An 18,335-nucleotide genomic window follows, 5' to 3' on the forward strand; every position below is an offset into this window, starting at 1 on the left:
TGATGCACCTTCGGCACAACGTAAAAGCGCGCCCGCCCCGGGCGGGGCGGGCGCGCGATGCGAAGGTGATGTGTCGTCAGCCCGGGCCGATCAAGCCAACCTGATCAGCCCAGCCGCGTGAGCTTGGAGCCGAAGCCCGGGGCGGCGAGGCCCGACTGCAGTGCGACCGGCACCGTCCGCGCCGTCGCCCCGCTGCCGACCACCAGCTCGCCGACGACCGTGCCCGCCGCCGCGCTGTGCGGGATCCCCTGGCCGCCCAGCGGCCGCAGCGAGACGTCGACGGTCAGGCCGCTCCAGCCCGCCACCTGCACGTCCTGCGTGGCCACCACCGGTGTCCGGCCGCCCAGGCCGTCGTCCACGTAGCCGACGACGTCGCCCTTGCGCGCCATCATGTGCCCCTGCAGCGCCTGCTCGGCACTGATGACCAGCTTCTTGCTGTTGGCCAGCACCTGGTCGAGGATGCCCTGCCCCGGCCCGCCGCCGATCGCCGGCTGACTCAGCGTCACGCCGACGATCATCTGGTCCACGCCACCAACCGACTGCTGGGCCGCCCAGACCAGGTTGCCCAGCGCCGCGGTGCTGGTGCCGGTCTTGATCCCGATCACGCCGTCGTGGCCGACGAGCGTGTTGGTGTTCGGAGTCAGGCCGTTCTGCGGCGAGTTGAAGCTCTGTGTACCGACCACCTCACGGAAGACCGGGTCGGCCATCGCGGCGGTCGCCAGCTTCAGCTGGTCCCCGGAGTTGCTGCGCGTGGTCGCGTCCAGACCGCTCGGGTCCGTGTACGTCGACTGCGTCATGCCCAGCCGCGCGGCGGTGGCCTGCATCTTCTGCACGAACGCGGCGTCGGTGCCGGCGTCCCACCGCCCGAGCAGCCGGGCGATGTTGTTGGCCGACGGGATCATCAGCATCTGCAGCGCCTGGTACTCGGTGAGCTGCTCCCCCGCCGTGACCTTCTGCACCGATTCGCCGGACTTGCTCCCGGTGTTGTAGTCGTTGACCGCGCCCTGGTCGACGGTGATCGACGGCCCCTGATCGCCCTTCTTCAGCGGGTGGTCGTGCAGCACGACGTAGGCGGTCATCATCTTGGTCACGCTCGCCAGCGGCACCGGGTTGCCGCTGCCGCTCGTGCCCATCAGCCCCAGGCCGGGCACGCTCACCGCGGCCTGCCCCTTGGTGGGCCAGTCGAGCGCCAGCGACCCGCCGTTGAACGCGTAGCTGCTCGCGGTGGTCTGCGCCAGCGTCGGCGACGGCACCGGCCGCAGCTCCTGCACGGTGCCGAGGATCAGCACGAGCAGCACCAGCAGCGTCCCGTACAGCCGCGCCCGCCGCAGCGCGATCCGCGTCGGCGTCATCGGCCGGGCACTCAGCCGCGCCAGCACCTCCATCGCCTCGACGGTCGTCTCCGGCGAGTCGGCGACCGCGGTCGCCCCGGCCGGCACGCCCCGCGCGGGCGCCTCACCCCCCACCCCGGAGGGCACGGCCGGCGCCCGCGGCCCGGGCGGCGGCGGAATCGGCGGCAGCGCGGACATGGGCCGCGTCTCGTCGTCCGCGATCCCCCGCGGAGCGGGGGGAGCGGGAGGCGCCGAAGGGGCCGGAGGCTCCTCGCCGTCGTCGGCCTCGGGCTCCTCGGGCTCCTCGGGCTCGTCAGCGGCGTCGGAGTCGGCGTCGGAGTCGGCGTCGGAGTCGGCGTCGGCATCAGCCTCGGCAACGGCGGGCTCGTCCAACGCGTCGGAGTCGGCGTCGGTCTCAGCCTCGGTCTCGGTCTCCGGCGCCTTCTCGATCACCGCGGCGCGCAGCAGCCGCGTCTCGTCGTCGGCCGGCGGCTCCTCGGCGTCGGCGGCATCGTCGGCGTTGGCGTCGGCCTCAGCGGCCTCAGCCTCCGGCTCGGCCGGCTCGCCTTCGTCCTCGCCCTCCGGCGCAGCCTCAGGCTCCGTCTCCGGGGTCTTCTCGATCACGGCGGCGCGCAGCAGGCGCGTCTCGCTGTCGTCCGCGGACTCGGGCTCCTCAGGCTCCTCAGGCCCAGTCTCCTCGGCGGCGGCGTCCTCGGGCTCCGTCTCCGGCGCCTTCTCGATCACCGCGGCGCGCAGCACCCGCGTCTCGTCGTCCGCGACCGGCTCCTCCGGCTCCGGCTCCGGTGCGCGCAGGGTGCGGGTCGGTGAGTCCGTGGGAGTCGGCGCGGCGGGTTCGGACTTCTTTGTCGTCCCGGTCGCCTCCGTGTCGTCGACGGCCTGCTTCGCCGTCGAACGTTCCGCTTCCTGCTCCTCCGCTCCCGCGGTCCGGATCGACCTGTCGGGGGACTCACCCACGTTGCCCAGCCTCCTCAAAGCTCATGCCCGCTTCTGCCTGCGCACCAGTCTCCTGCACCCCGCGCACTTCCCGCGCTCGCCAGGCCGCTGACCGGCCGCACGATCAGACGAGACACCGGCCACACCTGGTTCCGAAAGATCACAGCGAGGTGTCACATTCGAGGCCCTCTCGACAGGGGGGTGTGGGCTGCGTCACTCTGTTGTGCATCCACGCGGGGAGGCTTGGATGGGCAAGAGCCGCAGAACAATTCCCGAGGAGCTGCTGCTGCTCGCTCTGGACCCGACCACGGGTACCACGGCGCAGCCGCAGACGCTCGACCTCGGACTGGCCGGAGCACAGCTCGTCGAGCTGGCCATGGCCGGACGAATAGTCCCGGACGGGGACCGGATCACCGTGGTGAATCCGCGACCGACCGGCGACCCGACCCTCGACCACGCGCTCGAGCTGCTGCGCAGACGCGGCAGTGCGGTGCGCGCCGTGCAGTGGATCGGCGGCCCGAGACTGGGCCTGCGCCAGACCTATCTCGCGCACCTGGAGCGGTGCGAGATGGTGAAGGCCGTGCCGGGCCAGGTGTGCGGAGTGTTGCCGACGACCCGCTATCAGGCGTCGGACGACTGTACGAACAGCGCCATCAAGGAACGCCTCGACGCGGCGATCCGGACCGGGGTCCCCCCGGACCCGCGGACCGCCGCGCTCGCCGCCCTGGCCCACGCGGTCGGGCTCGGCAAGCATCTCTACCCGGGCAACGAGGGACGGTCCTGCAGATCACGTCTGCGCGACCTGATCCGCTACGACCCGCTCGGCGGCATGGTCGCGCACGCGGTCATGGACGTGCAGAACGGCATGCCGACCACGCAGGTGCGCACGGGCTCCCGCCCGACCGCGCGCCCGGCCGCCCGGCCCGCCGTGGTCACCGGCATGGTCCGGGCCGGCATCAGGTAGTTCCGAGAACAGGGCAGCACGGCAACACGGCGCACCGCAGGACACGAGCGGAGGCGGCGGCGAACCACCCTTCGCCGCCGCCTCCTCGTGTCCGGCATGTTCCTCGTGTTCCTCGTGTTCCGCGGATTCCTCGGACGCGAGCGGCAGTTGTGGGCGCAGAATCGTTCCGTCTTTGGGCCAATCCGTCAAGAACCGGGCCGATTGAGCCACATGAGGGCGTGTCGGGATGGCATCCTGGCTGGCTATAGGGGCGTGCCAGTCCACCGATGCCCAGGAGAGACCGTGTCGACCGCCAGCGTCAATCCCACCGTCCGCCGCCGCCGGCTCGGGGCCGAGCTCCGCCGACTGCGGGAGCAGAAGGGCCTCACCGCGGAGGAGGTCGCGCAGCAGCTGCTGGTCTCGCAGTCCAAGATCAGCCGCCTGGAGAACGGGCGGCGCAGCATCAGCCAGCGCGACGTGCGCGATCTCTGCGAGGTCTACGGGGTCAGCGACCCCGCGATGATCGAGGGCCTGATGACCATGGCCCGCGAGTCGCGTCAGCGCGGCTGGTGGCACGCCTTCGGCGACGTGCCCTACAGCGTCTACATCAGCCTGGAGGCCGAGGCGGTCTCCATCCGCACCTACGAGTCGCTGTTCATCCCGGGCCTGCTGCAGACCAGGGACTACGCGCACGCCGTCGTCGCGGGCATCCAGCCGGAGGCCCAGCCGGCGCAGATCGAGAAGCGCACCGACGTCCGCATGGTCCGCCAGGACCTGCTGCGCAAGGGCGACGACCCGCTGCGGCTCTGGGCGGTCATCGACGAGGCGTCGCTGCACCGCGTCGTGGGCAGCCAGGAGACGATGCGGGCGCAGCTGGAGTCACTGATCGAGACCAGTCTGCTGCCGCACGTGACGGTGCAGGTGCTGCCGTTCGGGGTGGGCGCCCACCCCGGCATGACCGCCAACTTCTCCGTCCTGGAGTACCGGGACGCGTCCGACGCGACGGTGGTCTACCTGGAGGGCGTCACGAGCGACCTCTATCTGGAGAAGGAGTCGGACGTCCGCGCCTACGCGACGCTCTACGAGCACCTCCAGGCCCAGGCGCTCGGCCCCGAGCAGACCCGCGAACTCGTGCACAAGGTGGCGAAGCTGCACACCCGCTGAGCCGCACCGAGGCCCGCTGAGATCGCGAAGGCGCGGAAGAATACACCACGGGCATGCTCCGGCAGCGTTTCGTCCACCAATTCCTGTCGGATGAGTGAACGCCGACAGTCGGAGGTTCCCAGCGGAGGGACGGGGTGGGCAGACTGACACCCGTAATCGCGATCAGCGGATCGTCACCTTGCTCTCCCCGAACTGGAGATGGAAATGATCACTGAGGACCACCGCGACGGCGCCGCCCTCGACTGGCGCAAGTCCAGCTACTCCGGAGCCAATGCCTGTGTCGAGGTCGCGCGTCCCGACGGCGCGGTCTTCGTCCGTGACTCCAAGGACCTGGCCGGACCGTCGCTCGCCTTCACCCGCGAGGCCTGGCAGTCCTTCCTCGCCGAGGTTGGGACCGGCTCGCTGGACCAGGCCTGAGGAGATGCCCGGCGGGAGCACCCCCGCTCCCCCCGGGCATCTCAACGCGCGACAAGATCACCCCAGCCCGATCACCCAGCCTCATCACCCCAGCCCGTTCCCCAGCCCCATTACCGCAGCTCGTCGACGTAGGCGTCGGTCCCGGGCAGGGTCGGCAGGAACGGCGCCACCAGCTCCACCCGCGCCCCTGGCACCGCCCCGGCCACCTCCCCGTCCAGGCCGGTGAAGGCGTCCCAGCAGCTGCGCGGGTCCTGCTGCAGGAACCAGAGCAACGTCAGCCGGGTGTCCGTGCCGTCCACGGGCTTCACGTACGACATCCGGTCCACCGGCAGCGGCAACGGCTCGAAGAGCGTGCACATCGCCGCAGGCGAAGGCCCTCCCGGGCCGGCGGCCCGCAGCCGGGACGGCAGGTGCCGGTCCATCAGCCAGTCGGTCAACTGCCGCCGCTGCTCCGCCGTCTCCGTGTCGATGACCTCCAGCACCAGCCCCTGGTACGGGTGGTCGAGCGCGTGGATGTCGCGCGGGCCGGCCGCACCGTCCCGGTAGTACGTGCTGACGTGCTGCTGGAAGGCGGTGAACACGTGGGTGCGATCGCGGTAGACCCGGCCGTCCCGGTTCAGCCGCTTGTTGATCTGCACCGTCCAGCGCATGTGCGCGTCGTGGCGGCCCTGGGTGACCCAGTAGACGGAGAGATAGCACCCCGCCGTGACCGGCAGATCAACCGCCTCGGTCACCGCCGACTTCTCCGGGTAGCGCAGCAGCTGCAGCTCACGGGTGGCCACGAAGCGCCGCCCCGCGAACATCCAGGGCATCGCCATCGCCCCGGCGTAGTAGTGGTCGTCCTCGTACCAACGGTTGTAGGCGTACTCGTGGCCCGGCAGCGGCTCGACCATGGTGATCAGTGCGCTGCCGATACCGACGCCGTAGGGGCCGCGCGCGGCCAGCTCGGTGTAGCGCAGCAGTTCTTCCGCGTCATCGGAATCCGTCATGGAGCTGACGGTAAGTCAGATCAAGGCAACTGCCCAGAGGAAGCTCCAGACGTTCGGCACCCCGCCCACGACGGCCTTGTGCGATCGTTGCCTGGGCCGACCCGCCTTGTCCGCTTAGCCTCCGTTTCATGCCGAGACGCTCCCCTGCCGCCTCCCACGCCCCGGTTCCCTTCGACCCGGCGGCGGCCCACGCGGTGCGGTACGCCCTGGGACTCAGCCCGGCCATGGTCGCCCGCTCCCTCGCCGAGTCCTACGCCATGCCGGTCCCGCCCACCCAGGTCATCGCCTGGGAGACCGGCGCCGCACATCCCTCCGAACGCGAACTGATCGCGCTCGCCCGCGTGTTGTGGTGCCTGCCCGGCCAGCTGATGGGCGGCAGGGAGGAGTCGCTGCGGGACCACCGGCTCGCCCTCGACCTGCCCCAGGATCAGGTGGCCCGCCGACTGCGGATCACCCCGCGCGAGTACGCCAAGCTGGAGGTGCACTGGACCGGCGACCGCAACCTCACCCGCGACCTGGCCGAGGTGCTGCGGCTCGACGCCCCCACCCTGGTCCGGGTCTGCGAGCGGGAGGAGGAGCTGGAGGAGCTGCTGCGCCGCGCGATCGACGGCCGCTGGCAGGCCCAGGTACGGCCGGTGCTCGACCTGGTGCCGACGCTGTCGGAGCGCTGGGTCTCCGAGGCGCTGCAGACGCTCGCCGCCGAGAAGGCCACCTCGAGCGCCCTGTGGGGCGGGAGCACGACGCCCGCCCCGACCCAGGAGGAGGAGGTGGGCCAGCTGGAGCGCTTCTGGGCCCTCGTCACCCCCGTATAGGTCTGGCGCACGGGTCTGGCACCCTGCACGTGGAAGTCCTAGTCTGACGCATCGTCAGACCGGCTCGTCGGTCAAGGGCATGCCCCGGGAGGATCGCCATGCTGCTCGAAGGACGCACCGTCGTGGTGTCCGGCGTCGGACCCGGCCTCGGCCACCGGGTCGCCATGGCCGCGGCGCGGGACGGCGCCAACGTCGTGCTCGGCGCGCGCACGGGTGAGAACCTGGCGAAGACCGCCGAGCAGATCGAGACGACCCGTCCCGGCGCGACCGTATGGAAGCGGACCGACATCGCCGACGCCGAGCGCTGCGACGAGCTCGCCGCCCTCGCCGTCGAACGCTTCGGCCGGATCGACGCGGTGATCCACGTCGCCGCCATGGACCAGTCCTTCGGCGGCCTCGCGGACGCCGACTTCGACGAGTGGCGCCGGGTCCTCGACGTCAACCTGATCGGCACGCTGCAGCTGACGCGCTCCTGCCTCCCCGCACTGCGTGAACGCGGCGGCTCCGTCGTGATCATCGGCACCCAGTCCGCGATCGCCGCGCCGTCCCAGGTCCGCCAGGCCGCCTACGCCGCCTCCAAGGGCGCGTTGACCAGCGCGATGTACAGCATGGCCCGCGAGCTCGGCCCGGACCGGATCCGGGTCAACACCGTGCTCCCGGGCTGGATGTGGGGCCCGATGGTGGAGGCCTACGTCACCTGGACCGCCACCGGCGAGAACGTCCCGGAGGAGGAGGTCGCCCAGCGCCTCACCGAGCGGGTCGTCCTGCCTGAGCTCGCCACCGACGGGGACGTGGCCGAGGCCGCGATCTTCCTCGCCTCCGACCGCGCCCGCGCCATCACCGGCCAGTCCCTGCTGGTCAACGCGGGCGAGATCATGCGCTGACCAGCAACCTCTCTCAGTCCACCACCGGCAGCAGTTCCGGCAGGTGCCCGTCCGAGGCCAGCGCCGCCGCCCGCCGCTCCGGCGGGACCGGCCCGTACAGGGTCGTGCGCTGGCCGGAGCGCCGCCCGGCCGCCGAGGCGACGGCCTCCAGCTCGCGGATGGACTTGTAGCTGCCGTAGGACGAGCCGGCCATCCGGGAGATGGTCTCCTCCATGAGCGTGCCGCCGAGGTCGTTGGCGCCGCTGCGCAGCATCTCGGCCGCGCCCTCGGTACCGAGCTTGACCCAGCTGGTCTGGATGTTGGGGATCCGGCCGTGCAGCAGCAACCGGGCCATCGCGGTGACGGCGCGGTTGTCGCGCATCGTCGGGCCCGGCCGGGAGATGCCCGCGAGGTAGACCGGCGCGTTGGTGTGCACGAACGGCAGCGTCACGAACTCGGTGAACCCGCCCCGGCCGGCCTCCAGTGAGCGGTCCTGGATCTCCGCCAGCAGCCGCAGGTGACCGAGCCAGTGGCGGGGCTGGTCCACGTGCCCGTACATCATCGTGGACGAGGAGCGGATGCCCAGCTCGTGCGCGGTGGTGACGACCTCGACCCAGGTGGCGGCGGGCAGCTTGCCCTTGGTGAGCACCCAGCGGACCTCGTCGTCGAGGATCTCGGCGGCGGTGCCGGGGATGGTGTCGAGCCCGGCCTCCTTCGCCTGCGCGAGCCAGTCCCTGACGGACAGTCCGGTACGGGTCGCGCCGTTGACGATCTCCATCGGCGAGAAGGCGTGCACGTGCATGCCGGGCACCCGCTCCTTCACCGCGCGGGCGATGTCGAAGTAGGCGGTGCCGGGCAGGTCCGGGTGGATGCCGCCCTGCATGCACACCTCGGTCGCGCCGACCTGCCACGCCTGCTCGGCGCGGTCGGCGACCTGGGAGAGCGAGAGCGTGTACGCGTCGGCGTCGGTGCGGCGCTGCGCGAAGGCGCAGAAACGGCAGCCGGTGTAGCAGACGTTGGTGAAGTTGATGTTCCGCGTGACGCAGTAGGTGACGACGTCCCCGACGACATCGCGGCGCACCGCGTCGGCGACGGAGCAGAGCGCGTCGAGCGCCGGGCCGTCCGCGTGGAACAGTGCCAGCGCCTGCGGGTCCGTCAGCCGGCGCGGGTCGTCTGCGGCGACGGCCAGGGCCTCGCGCACCTCGGCGTCCAGGCGCTGCGGCGACGACCTCTCGGGGGCGCCCGTCGCGGCCGCGACCTCGCGCAGCGCCTCCCAGTCGCCGTAGACCTCGTCGAAGTCGCCGCGCCGGTCGCCGGAACGCCCGCCGCCCGGCCCCTGTGCGTCGATCTCGGTGTGCAGCTCGGTGCGCCCGCTCGCGGTGAAGACCTCCTCGGGCTCCTGCCAGGGCAGTCCGACCGCCATGGCCCCCTCCCTGGCCAGTCCCGTCTCCGGGTCGGCCAGCGCGCGGACGTGCGGCAGCAGGCGCGGGTCGAGCCACGGCTCCCCCTGGCGCACGTACGCGGGGTAGACGCAGAGCCGCTCGCGCAACTCGAAGCCGGCCACCCGGGAGCGCGCGGCCAGCTCCTCGATCTGCGGCCAGGGGCGTTCGGGGTTGACGTGGTCGATGGTCAGCGGCGACACGCCGCCCCAGTCGTCGACCCCGGCGCCGATCAGCCGCTCGTACTCGCTGTCGACGAGATTCGGCGGCGCCTGGAGACAGGCGGAGGGACCGAGGATGTGCCGGGCCACAGCCACCGTGGCGACGAGCTCGTCCAGTTCGGCGTCGGGCATGCCGCGCATCGCCGTGTCCGGCTTGGCGCGGAAGTTCTGGATGATCAGTTCCTGGATGCCGTGGTAGGACCGCGAGATCCGGCGCAGGGCGAACAGGGAGTCCGCGCGTTCCTCGACCGTCTCGCCGATGCCGATCAGCAGGCCGGAGGTGAACGGGACGGCGGAGCGGCCCGCGTCCTCCAGCACCCGCAGCCGGACGGCCGGCTCCTTGTCCGGGGAGCCGTGGTGCGGCCCGCCGGGCTCCGACCACAGCCGGGTGGCGGTCGTCTCCAGCATCATGCCCATGGACGGGGCGACCGGCTTGAGGCGCTGGAAGTCGGTCCAGGACAGCACGCCCGGGTTGAGGTGGGGCAGCAGGCCGGTCTCCTCCAGGATGCGGACGGAGACGGCGCGGACGTAGGCGATGGTGTCGTCGTAGCCGTGCGCGTCGAGCCACTCGCGGGCCTCGGGCCAGCGGTCCTCGGGCTTGTCGCCGAGCGTGATCAGCGCTTCCTTGCAGCCGAGCGCGGCGCCCTTGCGGGCGACGTCCAGCACCTCGTCCGGCGACATGAACATCCCGTGCCCGGCCCGACGCAGCTTGCCGGGGACGGTGACGAAGGTGCAGTAGTGGCACTTGTCCCGGCACAGCCGGGTGAGCGGGATGAAGACGCTCTTCGAGTAGGTGATGACGCCGGGTCGGCCGGCCGCCGCAAGGCCCGCGTCGCGCAGCCGGGCCGCGGACGCGGCGAGCTCGCGCAGGTCGTCCCCGCGGGCCCGGAGCAGGACCGCGGCCTCCGCCACGTCGAGGGCCACGCCCTGCCGCGCCCGGTGCAGCGCACGGCGCATGGCGTTGGCGGTCGGACCCGCTCCGATCTCCTGATCCTTCATGGGGTGAACCATACGCGGGACCGCTTCCGACCCCCAGGTCGAACCCTGAGATCGTCTCAGGGTCGCGTAGTCCGACGGGTGGAACCGGTTTTGCGCCCGTGGGCCGATGCCGCGTCCGGAGGTGGAGGCGTTCAATGGCAGCGTGGGAAAGAGGGAGGAAACCATGGAGGGACAGACAATGGCGCCCAACAGCGACCGGGGCGGGAACGACCGGGCAGGCACCGCGCGGACGAGCCGCAAGCGACTGATCCTGGTCTCGGCGGCGGTGGCCGCGGTCGCGGGTTCCGTCGCCGCGGGCACGGCGCTGGCGGCCGGGCCTTCGCTGCCGCCGGTGACGGCGCAGGCGCTGCTGGCACGCGCCCTCGGCAGCCACCAGCAGGTCTTCTCGGGCACGATCGAGTCCACGGTGGATCTGGGCGTGCCCTCACAGCTCGTCTCCCAGCTGCCCTCGGCGCTGGCCTCCTCGGGCTCGCAGAAGGGCGCGGGCGCGGGCGCCAACCCGCAGGCGCAGCAGGCCGAGCAGCAACTGCTGGGCCTGCTCTCCGGCACGCACAGCTTCGACGTGGCCGCCGACGGTCCGAACCGACAGTCGTTCAGCTCCAGCGACACGGGACGCACGGTCCGCTTCGTCCACAACGGCAGCGAGGCCTGGTCCTACGACAGCCAGAGCGACCAGGTCACCCACTACACCGGGATCCGCCCGGACGACGCCACCGCGCAGCCGAGCAACCCGACGCCGACCACCCCGGCCGACGCGGCGCGCCTGCTGCAGCAGATCGCCCCGTACAGCGCGGTCTCGGTGGACGGCAACTCGATGGTCGCCGGCCGCCAGGTCTACGTCCTGGTCGTCACGCCGAAGGGCAGCGGTTCGAGCATCGGCGACGTCCGCCTCTCGGTGGACTCGAAGACCTCCATGCCGCTCGGCGTGCAGATCGACCCTGCTGACGGCAGCAGCCCGATCGCGGACGTGCGCTTCTCCAAGGTCAGCTTCGACGAGCCGGTCGCGAGCACCTTCGACTTCGCCGCGCCGCAGGGCGCCAAGGTCACCACGAAGACCGCGGGCGAGACGGGCAAGTCCGGGGAGAAGACCGCCCCGCACGGCACCAAGCCGGGGCAGCGCGGCCCGGCCGCGCCGCAGCAGCGGCCGAACGACATCCAGGTCCTCGGCTCCGGCTGGACCACCGTCTACAAGATCAGCCCGTCCGCCATGGCCAAGGGCGGCAAGGGCGGCAACCCGCTGGACGCGCTCAAGACCATCGGCCACTCCGTCCCGGGCGGCACGCTGTTCACCACCAAGGTGGTCAACGTCCTGGTCACCGACAACGGCACCGTCTACGCGGGCGCGGTCACCCCGCAGTACCTGGAGAACCTGGCCAAGTAGCAGGCCCGCAGTTCAGACAGGCCCGTTGTCCAGACAGGCCCGTTGTCCAGACAAGAGCAGGGCCGAGTCGCAAAACTAGTCCAGACAAGTCAAGAGGCTTTCCGAGAACTAGTCCGGACAAGTGATCGGTCGACCGAGGTTCGGTCGGCCGATCACATCTGCTCATGCACCGTTCTTCCAGTCTTACCCATCGGTAGTTAGCGTGCAGGTCCGTCATGCAACGGCCCGCCTCTACCGAGGAGCTCACCGTGCGCAAGCGCGCTCTGCTCGCCACCACCCTCGCCGCAGCCACCGCCGTCCTCGGCGGTCTGACCACCGCGCCCGCCGCCCAGGCGTCGACCGGCAACTCGCTCTCGGTCTTCGCCTGGAACGTCGACCTGGCCACCTCCGTGGTCGACAGCACGCAGAACGAGAACGCCGCCGGCCGCACCCCGGTCATCGAGTCGATCATCAAGCAGCACGACGCCGACGTGGTCGTCCTGGACGAGCTCTTCAACCACGACTCGACGAGCAGCATCGAGAGCGCGCTGGCCGCGCAGTATCCGTACCACACGCCCGTCGTCGGCCAGGTCTGCTCCGGTGGCGGCTGGAACGGCATCAGCGGGGACTGCTCGAACTCCTGGTTCGTCATCAACGGCGGCACCATGATCTTCTCGAAGTACCCGATCACGGCCCAGTACGCCCATGTCTTCTCCAACTCGACCTCCGGCACCTGGGACTACAACGCCGACAAGGGCGCCGCGCTGGCCGAGATCGACAAGAACGGCGTGAACACCTGGGTCGTCGGCACCCACCTGCAGGCCGACCAGTCCGGCACCTCCACCGACACCACCCAGGCCACCCGCCTGGCCCAGCTCGGCGAGATCCGCAGCTGGGTCAACGGCATCGCGGGCACCTCCGCGCCGGTCCTGATCGGCGGCGACCTCAACGTCGAGTACTTCCACGGCGCCTCGCGCGGCGACTACACCAACGCCGAGAACGCGGTCGGCGGCGTGCTGGGCACTCCCGCCACCGACTCGAGCCAGCTGACCACCATGGACTGCCCGGTGTCGGCCTGGTGCCAGTACATGTCCGGCGTCGAGTCCTTCCCGAGCGACTACCAGGACAGCCTCGACTACGTCGGCTACCTGAACGCGCCGGGCCGTCCGACCCCGCTGGCGCTGCCCTCCGTCGCCACCGACTTCGACCCGCAGTCCGGCTGGACCCAGGGCCAGGTCGACACCCAGTCCCCCAGCGACCACTACCCGGTGCAGGCCACCTTCCAGCTGCCGTAAGCACCCGGCATCCGGGCCCCACCGCAGGTGGTGGTCCACACCACTCGACGGGGTGTCAGCTGCCCCTCGACACCCCGTCTCACCTGCTGAAAGGCACCTTGACGCACGTCAGTTGAGCGGATGCCATGGACCGTCCACCCACGCCCGGTTGCGGGGGCGTCGTCGGTCCGAGCAGAAGGCATCACGTATGAGCATCAGCCGCCGCGCCGTCCTCGCCACCGCGGGGACGGCGCTGCTGAGCGGCTGCGCAAGCAGCGGCACCAACGTCACCGGGCCCAACGGCACGCCCTCCTCACTGGAGGTCTTCTCCTGGTGGACCGAGGGCGGGGAGCACGCCGCGCTCGCCTCCTTGGTCAGCGAGTTCCACGTGCACAACCCGCACATCGACTTCATCAACCGCGCCGTCGCCGGGGGCGCCGGCGCCAACGCCAAGGCGGAGCTGGCCCGCCGCCTCGCGGCCGGCGACCCGCCGGACACCTTCCAGGGGCAGGCCGGCGCGATGCTCGACGACTACGTCGACGCCGGGCAGCTGGAGGACCTCGGCTTCCTCTACCAGCAGCAGGGCTGGGACCGGACGCTCAGCGGCACGCTGCTGCAGCTGACGCAGCGCAAGGGCCGGCAGTGGTCGGTGCCGCTGGACATCCACCACATCAACGTGATCTGGGCCAACCGGCACGTCTGCGAGCGGGCCGGCGTGCCGACCGCGCCCGCCTCGGTCGACGACTTCGTCGCCGCCCTGCACAAGGTGGCCGCGACCGGCAAGAACCCGCTGGCCATCTCCGCGACGCCGAACGAGATCTGGCAGGTCAAGCACCTGATGGAGTGCCTGTTGTTGGCCGGGGTCGGCGCCGCCGCCTGGCCGGCGCTGTGGCGGACGGGCGCGAACTGGGCCTCCCCGCAGGTCACCCAGGCCCTGGAGCAGCTGCGCACGATCCTCGCGCTGGCCGTGAACCCGACGGCCGAGGTCTCCTGGAACCAGGCCAGCGCCATGGTCGGGCGCGGCGACGCCGCCTACCAGATCATGGGGGACTGGACCGAGGCCAGCTTCGTCCTCTCCGGCCTCTCGCCCCACCTCGACTACGGCTGGGCCCCGGCCCCCGGCACCGGCGAGGCGTTCCTGTTCGCCTCCGACTGCTTCACCCTGCCCAAGGGCGCCAAGGACCGCGACGCGGCCATCGCCTGGCTGGTCGAGTGCGGCAGCCAGGCCGGCCAGGACTCCTTCACGGCGGTCAAGGGCGCGATCCCGCCGCGCGCCGTGATCGGCGAGTCGGAGCGCGGGCTCTTCGACGTGTACTCGAACTGGTCGATGGTCGAGTGGACCACCAAGCAGGTCGTCGGCTCGCTCACGCACGGCGTGGTGGCCCGGGCGGCCTGGAACAACGCGATCGACGCCGCGCTGAACCAGTTCGTCACCACGCGCGACCCCGCGCGCCTGCAGACGGCCCTGGAGGCCGCCGCGAAGCAGTACGCCGGAGCGATCTAGCCTCCCGGCCGCTGGCCCTGACCGCCGGCCACCAGCACCCGGCCGACCGCCGCCGAGGCCTGTTCCCGGGCCTCCGGCGGCAGTTCGGCGTCCGTCACCAGGGTGTGCACCGCCGACAGCGGGGCGTAGGAGGACAGGCTCACCACGCCCCACTTGCTGTGGTCCGCCAGCACCACCACCCGGCCCGCGCAGGCGATCAGGGCCCGGTTGGTCTCCGCCTCGGCGAGGTTGGGGGTGGTCAGACCGGCCGCCGGGTCGACGCCGTGGCAACCGAGGAAGAGCTGGTCCACGTGGAGGTCGTCCAGGGCCAGCGCGGCCATCGGGCCGACCAGCGCGTCGCTGGGGGTGCGCACGCCGCCGGTGAGCACCACCGTCGGCCCCGGCCGGCCGGGGCGGCGCGCCTCGGCGAAGACCTCGGCGACGCGGACCGAGTTGGTGACCACCGTGAGCCGCTCGACGCGCAGCAGGTTGCGGGCGAAGGCCCGCGTCGTGGTGCCGGCGGACAGGGCGATCGCGGTGCCGGGACGGACCAGCCGGGCGGCGAGCTGCGCTATCTCGTCCTTGGCCTCCGGCTCCCACTCCTGCTTGGCGTCGAAGCCGGGCTCCACGCCGCCCGCGCCGTCGGCGTGCAGCGCGCCGCCGTGGACCTTCTCCACCAGGCCCAGCCGGGCCAGTTCGGCGAGGTCGCGGCGGATCGTCATGTCGGAGACGCCGAAGCGCGCGGACAGCTCCCCCACCCGCACGCTGCCGCTCCGCCGGATCTCCGCGAGGATCACTGACTGGCGCCGCTTCGCCAGCATGCCGCTCCCCTCGCCGCGAGAGACGGCCGCCTCACAGAGTCGGACGCCATAGAACGCAATCAAACAGGATCGCGCATATCACATGCCCCGGGCGCGGTCGGTGTCAAGGGGTCGCGCAGCTCAGCCGCCGGCGTCGCCGACGGGGCGTCAGTTCCCTTGCGGGCCTGCCGCAGCCCGTCGACGGTCAGGACCAGCAGCGCCACCCAGACCAGCGCGAAGCCCGCCCAGCGCTCCGGCGGCATGTGCTCGTGGAAGACCGCGATCCCGAGCAGGAACTGGAAGACCGGCGCCAGGTACTGCAGCAGACCCATCGTGGTCAGCGGCACCCGCACCGCGGCCGCGCCGAAGGCGACCAGCGGGACGGCCGTCACGACCCCGCACAGGGCCAGCAGCGCGGCGTGGCCGGGCCCGTGGGCGGCGAAGGTGGACTGGCCGCTCGCGGAGAGCCAGCCCAGGTAGCCGACGGCGGGCAGGAAGAGGAAGGCGGTCTCCACCGCGAACCCCTCCAGGCCGCCCAGGTTCACCGTCTTCTTCAGCAGCCCGTAGGTGGCGAAGGAGAAGGCCAGCGTCAGCGCGATCCACGGCAGCCGGCCGTAGCCGAGCGTCAGCACCAGCACCGCGACGGCGCCGGTCGCGACCGCGGCCCACTGCGCGGGCCGAAGACGCTCCCTCAGGACCAGCACGCCGAAGGTGATGGTGACCAGCGGGTTGATGAAGTAGCCGAGCGAGGTCTCGACGACGTGGCCGCTGTTGACGCCCCAGATGTACATCCCCCAGTTGACGCTGATCACCGCGGCGGCGAGGCCGATCAGCGCGAGCCGCTTGGGCTGCCGCAGCAGCGGGCGGATCCAGGACAGCGCGTCGGGGTTCCGGATCCGGCTGACGCCCAGCAGCACCACGGCCGCGACCAGCGACCAGGCCATCCGGTCGGCCAGGATCTCCCAGGCGCCGGCCGGCTTCAGCAGGGGCCAGTACAGGGGGAAGAACCCCCACATGGCGTAGGCGGCGAAGCCCAGGGTCAAACCCTTGCGTTGCTCATTACCTCTCACCCGAGGACGGTAAACGAGACCGCCCCCGGGCGGGAAGTCGGTTCTGCCCGGGACTACTGCATCTCGTCCGCGTGGTCGGAGCCCTCGATGGTGTGGTCGAGGTGGTCCAGCTTCTCCACCTTGACGCCGGTGGCCTCGGCCACCTCCAGCTCGTCGTGGGCGCTCACCACGTCGAACGGGACGATGGTGGTGACCACGTTCGGCAGCTTGCCCACGGCGCGGGCGATCTGGTCGGGCGTGCGGCGGTGCAGCAGGCGGCCCAGCACCGGCGAGTAGTTGCGCTCCGGGATCAGCAGCGTGATCTGGCTCTTCTCCCGCTTGGCGGTCCGGGCGATCAGCTCGACCAGGGCCCGGTTGATCCGGCGGTCGGGGCACTCGACGATCTCCAGCGACAGGTCGCCGACCTCGACGTTGTTCCACTGCAGCCGCAGGCGGTCGGCCTCGCGGTCGTCCGTCATGAAGTGCACGGCGCGGATCTCCGCCGGGCGCAGCGAGCGGGCGTAGCGGATCGCCTTGAGCACGGCCAGGTCGACGCGGTCGACCAGGATGTACATCACCTGGCGGCGCGGGATCGGCTTGGTCGCGTCGACCGGGGCCATGGCCAGCGCCTCGGCCTCCTCCCGGTAGCGCTTGTTGACCTTGATCAGCGACCAGACACCGATCGGGAAGATCACCACGACGACCCAGGCGCCCTCGGTGAACTTGGTGACCGCGAAGATCCCCACGACCGCGAGGGAGGCGATCGCGGCCGCGCCGTTGATGCCGACCTTGACCTTCCACTTGCCCTCGCGGCGGTCCAGGTGGTGCTTGACCATGCCCGCGCCGGCCATGGTGAAGCCGGTGAACACGCCGATCGCGTAGAGCGAGACCAGCGAGGACAGGTCGCTGTTGGTGGCGATGAGCAGCACCAGCGAGACGGCCGTCAGCACGATGATGCCGCTGGAGAAGGCGAGGCGGTGCCCGCGCCGGGTGAGCTGGCGCGGCAGGAACGAGTCCTCCGCGACGAAGCTGGCCAGGAACGGGAAGCCGTTGAAGGAGGTGTTGGCGCCGGTGTAGAGGACCAGCGCGGTGGCCAGCTGCACGAAGACCAGCGCCGCGTAGCCGATCCAGCTGCTGCCGAAGGCCCAGCTGGCCTCCTGCGACACGACCGTCGGGGTGCCGTCGGTGTAGGGCATGGCGTGGGTGATGTGCGCCAGCAGCGAGACGCCGAGGACACCGGTACCGAGCACGGCCGACATCACGACCATGGTCTTGCGGGCGTTCTTGCCCTGCGGGCTCTGGAAGACGCTGACGCCGTTGGAGATGGCCTCCAGGCCGGTCAGCGAGGAACCGCCGTTGGCGAAGGCGCGCAGCATGGTCAGCAGCGCGGCGCCGTAGAAGAAGCCGTGCTCACCGCTGCCGAGGGTGTACATGCCCTGGACGTGGGTGTTCAGCTGGGTGTGGTCGCCGGTGAGGAAGCGGATGAAGCCGACGATCACCAGCAGGCCCATACCGGCCATGAACAGGTAGGCAGGCAGCGCGAAGGCACGACCGGCCTCGCGGATGCCGCGCAGGTTGCCCCAGCACAGCAGCAGCACGACCGCGACGGTCAGCCACAGCTTGTGGACGCCGACGAAGTCTATGAAGGAGTTGTTCCCCCACAGGAACTGCCCGAGGGAGACGATCGCGTCGGTGCCGGCGGCCGCCTGGACGGCCACGGTGACGATGTAGTCGATCAGCAGCGCGACGGCCGCGATCTGGGCGACCCTGGGGCCGAAGTTCTCGCGTGCGACGACGTAGGAACCGCCCGCCCGGGTGTAGACCGAGACGACCTCGCGGTACGAGAAGGTCAGCAGGACCAGCAGACCCAGGATGACGAAGGTCAGCGGGATCAGCGCGGTGAAGGCGGCGATGCCGATCGCGGGGATCAGGATCACCAGCATCTGCTCGGAGCCGTACGCCATGGACGAGATGCAGTCCGAGGCCAGCACGCCGAGTGCGACGGAGTTGGAGAGCTTCTCGTGGGTGAGCTGTTCGGTGACCAGAGGCTTTCCGAGCAAACGTTTCTTCACTCGGTAGCCGAGGCTCTCCGGGAGTTCGACCTCGCCAGAGGGGCTGATGGTGCCGGCCATGGTGTGGATTCCGATCCGGGCGGGAGTGGACCGTACATGCATACTCCCGCCCGATAAGACAAATCGGACATCCTTAACGCGCAGCCGGGATCTTAGCGGACCCCT

The 18,335-nt window shown here is 71.2% G+C and carries 14 protein-coding genes; 8 read left to right on the forward strand and 6 right to left on the reverse strand.

What is annotated here, in order from left to right:
• Positions 1-104: 104 nt before the first annotated feature.
• Entirely contained in the window at positions 105-2,306 is a 2,202-nt protein-coding gene (locus DN069_RS17160) for a D-alanyl-D-alanine carboxypeptidase family protein (RefSeq protein WP_111501887.1), read from the reverse strand.
• 226 nt (positions 2,307-2,532) lie between these two features.
• Between DN069_RS17160 and DN069_RS17165 the strand changes: the two genes are divergently transcribed.
• The 3 genes from DN069_RS17165 to DN069_RS17175 all read left to right on the forward strand — a co-directional run bounded on the left by DN069_RS17165 (position 2,533) and on the right by DN069_RS17175 (position 4,809).
• Positions 2,533-3,249, forward strand: a complete 717-nt coding sequence (locus DN069_RS17165; protein ID WP_111501888.1) for a GOLPH3/VPS74 family protein — start codon at positions 2,533-2,535, stop codon at positions 3,247-3,249.
• Between the two features lie 282 nt (positions 3,250-3,531).
• Positions 3,532-4,392, forward strand: coding sequence for a helix-turn-helix domain-containing protein (locus tag DN069_RS17170; protein ID WP_243639341.1), 861 nt, complete (start codon positions 3,532-3,534; stop codon positions 4,390-4,392).
• A gap of 204 nt (positions 4,393-4,596) precedes the next feature.
• A complete protein-coding gene (locus tag DN069_RS17175; RefSeq protein ID WP_111501890.1) occupies positions 4,597-4,809 on the forward strand; it encodes a DUF397 domain-containing protein in 213 nt (70 codons plus the stop codon).
• A gap of 110 nt (positions 4,810-4,919) precedes the next feature.
• Here DN069_RS17175 and DN069_RS17180 read toward each other — a convergent pair whose 3' ends face one another.
• The gene (locus DN069_RS17180) at positions 4,920-5,798 is read right to left on the reverse strand and encodes a hypothetical protein (RefSeq protein ID WP_111501891.1); all 879 of its coding nucleotides are present in this window, start codon (positions 5,796-5,798) and stop codon (positions 4,920-4,922) included.
• A 128-nt stretch (positions 5,799-5,926) separates the two neighbouring features.
• Here DN069_RS17180 and DN069_RS17185 point away from each other — a divergent pair, with 128 nt between their 5' ends.
• Positions 5,927-6,610 (forward strand): helix-turn-helix domain-containing protein, encoded by a 684-nt coding sequence (locus DN069_RS17185; protein WP_111501892.1) that lies wholly within the window; start codon positions 5,927-5,929, stop codon positions 6,608-6,610.
• A 98-nt stretch (positions 6,611-6,708) separates the two neighbouring features.
• Positions 6,709-7,494, forward strand: coding sequence for an SDR family oxidoreductase (locus tag DN069_RS17190; protein ID WP_111501893.1), 786 nt, complete (start codon positions 6,709-6,711; stop codon positions 7,492-7,494).
• 13 nt (positions 7,495-7,507) lie between these two features.
• Here the strand turns inward: DN069_RS17190 and DN069_RS17195 are convergent, their stop codons facing one another.
• Positions 7,508-10,132 (reverse strand): bifunctional FO biosynthesis protein CofGH, encoded by a 2,625-nt coding sequence (locus tag DN069_RS17195; RefSeq protein ID WP_111501894.1) that lies wholly within the window; start codon positions 10,130-10,132, stop codon positions 7,508-7,510.
• 163 nt (positions 10,133-10,295) lie between these two features.
• Between DN069_RS17195 and DN069_RS17200 the strand changes: the two genes are divergently transcribed.
• The 3 genes from DN069_RS17200 to DN069_RS17210 all read left to right on the forward strand — a co-directional run bounded on the left by DN069_RS17200 (position 10,296) and on the right by DN069_RS17210 (position 14,270).
• Positions 10,296-11,513 (forward strand): LolA family protein, encoded by a 1,218-nt coding sequence (locus DN069_RS17200; RefSeq protein ID WP_133259945.1) that lies wholly within the window; start codon positions 10,296-10,298, stop codon positions 11,511-11,513.
• 248 nt (positions 11,514-11,761) lie between these two features.
• A complete protein-coding gene (locus DN069_RS17205) occupies positions 11,762-12,787 on the forward strand; it encodes a sphingomyelin phosphodiesterase (protein WP_243639344.1) in 1,026 nt (341 codons plus the stop codon).
• A 187-nt stretch (positions 12,788-12,974) separates the two neighbouring features.
• Positions 12,975-14,270, forward strand: coding sequence for an ABC transporter substrate-binding protein (locus tag DN069_RS17210; RefSeq protein WP_111501897.1), 1,296 nt, complete (start codon positions 12,975-12,977; stop codon positions 14,268-14,270).
• On the opposite strand, the gene DN069_RS17215 is transcribed toward DN069_RS17210, so the two are convergent.
• The 3 genes from DN069_RS17215 to DN069_RS17225 are packed head-to-tail and all read right to left on the reverse strand — an operon-like array spanning position 14,267 to position 18,230.
• Positions 14,267-15,070 (reverse strand): DeoR/GlpR family DNA-binding transcription regulator, encoded by an 804-nt coding sequence (locus tag DN069_RS17215; RefSeq protein WP_111501898.1) that lies wholly within the window; start codon positions 15,068-15,070, stop codon positions 14,267-14,269. The two genes, DN069_RS17210 and DN069_RS17215, sit on opposite strands and share 4 nt — an antisense overlap.
• 59 nt (positions 15,071-15,129) lie before the next feature.
• Positions 15,130-16,119 carry an EamA family transporter RarD gene (rarD, locus tag DN069_RS17220; RefSeq protein WP_111501899.1) on the reverse strand — a complete coding sequence of 330 codons (990 nt, stop codon included), beginning with the start codon at positions 16,117-16,119 and terminating at the stop codon, positions 15,130-15,132.
• A gap of 53 nt (positions 16,120-16,172) precedes the next feature.
• Positions 16,173-18,230, reverse strand: a complete 2,058-nt coding sequence (locus DN069_RS17225; RefSeq protein WP_111501900.1) for an APC family permease — start codon at positions 18,228-18,230, stop codon at positions 16,173-16,175.
• Positions 18,231-18,335 lie beyond the last annotated feature (105 nt).

The organism is Streptacidiphilus pinicola (assembly GCF_003258295.1).
Classification (GTDB): Bacteria; Actinomycetota; Actinomycetes; order Streptomycetales; family Streptomycetaceae; genus Streptacidiphilus; species Streptacidiphilus pinicola.

Bases quoted from the DNA above. Each gene is read 5' to 3' on its own strand.
- DN069_RS17195 (WP_111501894.1), bottom strand. From the start codon at position 10,132: ATGAAGGATCAGGAGATCGGAGCGGGTCCGACCGCCAACGCCATGCGC.
- DN069_RS17190 (WP_111501893.1), top strand. From the start codon at position 6,709: ATGCTGCTCGAAGGACGCACCGTCGTGGTGTCCGGCGTCGGACCCGGC.
- DN069_RS17185 (WP_111501892.1), top strand. From the start codon at position 5,927: ATGCCGAGACGCTCCCCTGCCGCCTCCCACGCCCCGGTTCCCTTCGAC.
- DN069_RS17225 (WP_111501900.1), bottom strand. From the start codon at position 18,230: ATGGCCGGCACCATCAGCCCCTCTGGCGAGGTCGAACTCCCGGAGAGC.
- DN069_RS17200 (WP_133259945.1), top strand. From the start codon at position 10,296: ATGGAGGGACAGACAATGGCGCCCAACAGCGACCGGGGCGGGAACGAC.
- DN069_RS17215 (WP_111501898.1), bottom strand. From the start codon at position 15,070: ATGCTGGCGAAGCGGCGCCAGTCAGTGATCCTCGCGGAGATCCGGCGG.
- DN069_RS17180 (WP_111501891.1), bottom strand. From the start codon at position 5,798: ATGACGGATTCCGATGACGCGGAAGAACTGCTGCGCTACACCGAGCTG.
- DN069_RS17175 (WP_111501890.1), top strand. From the start codon at position 4,597: ATGATCACTGAGGACCACCGCGACGGCGCCGCCCTCGACTGGCGCAAG.
- DN069_RS17210 (WP_111501897.1), top strand. From the start codon at position 12,975: ATGAGCATCAGCCGCCGCGCCGTCCTCGCCACCGCGGGGACGGCGCTG.
- DN069_RS17165 (WP_111501888.1), top strand. From the start codon at position 2,533: ATGGGCAAGAGCCGCAGAACAATTCCCGAGGAGCTGCTGCTGCTCGCT.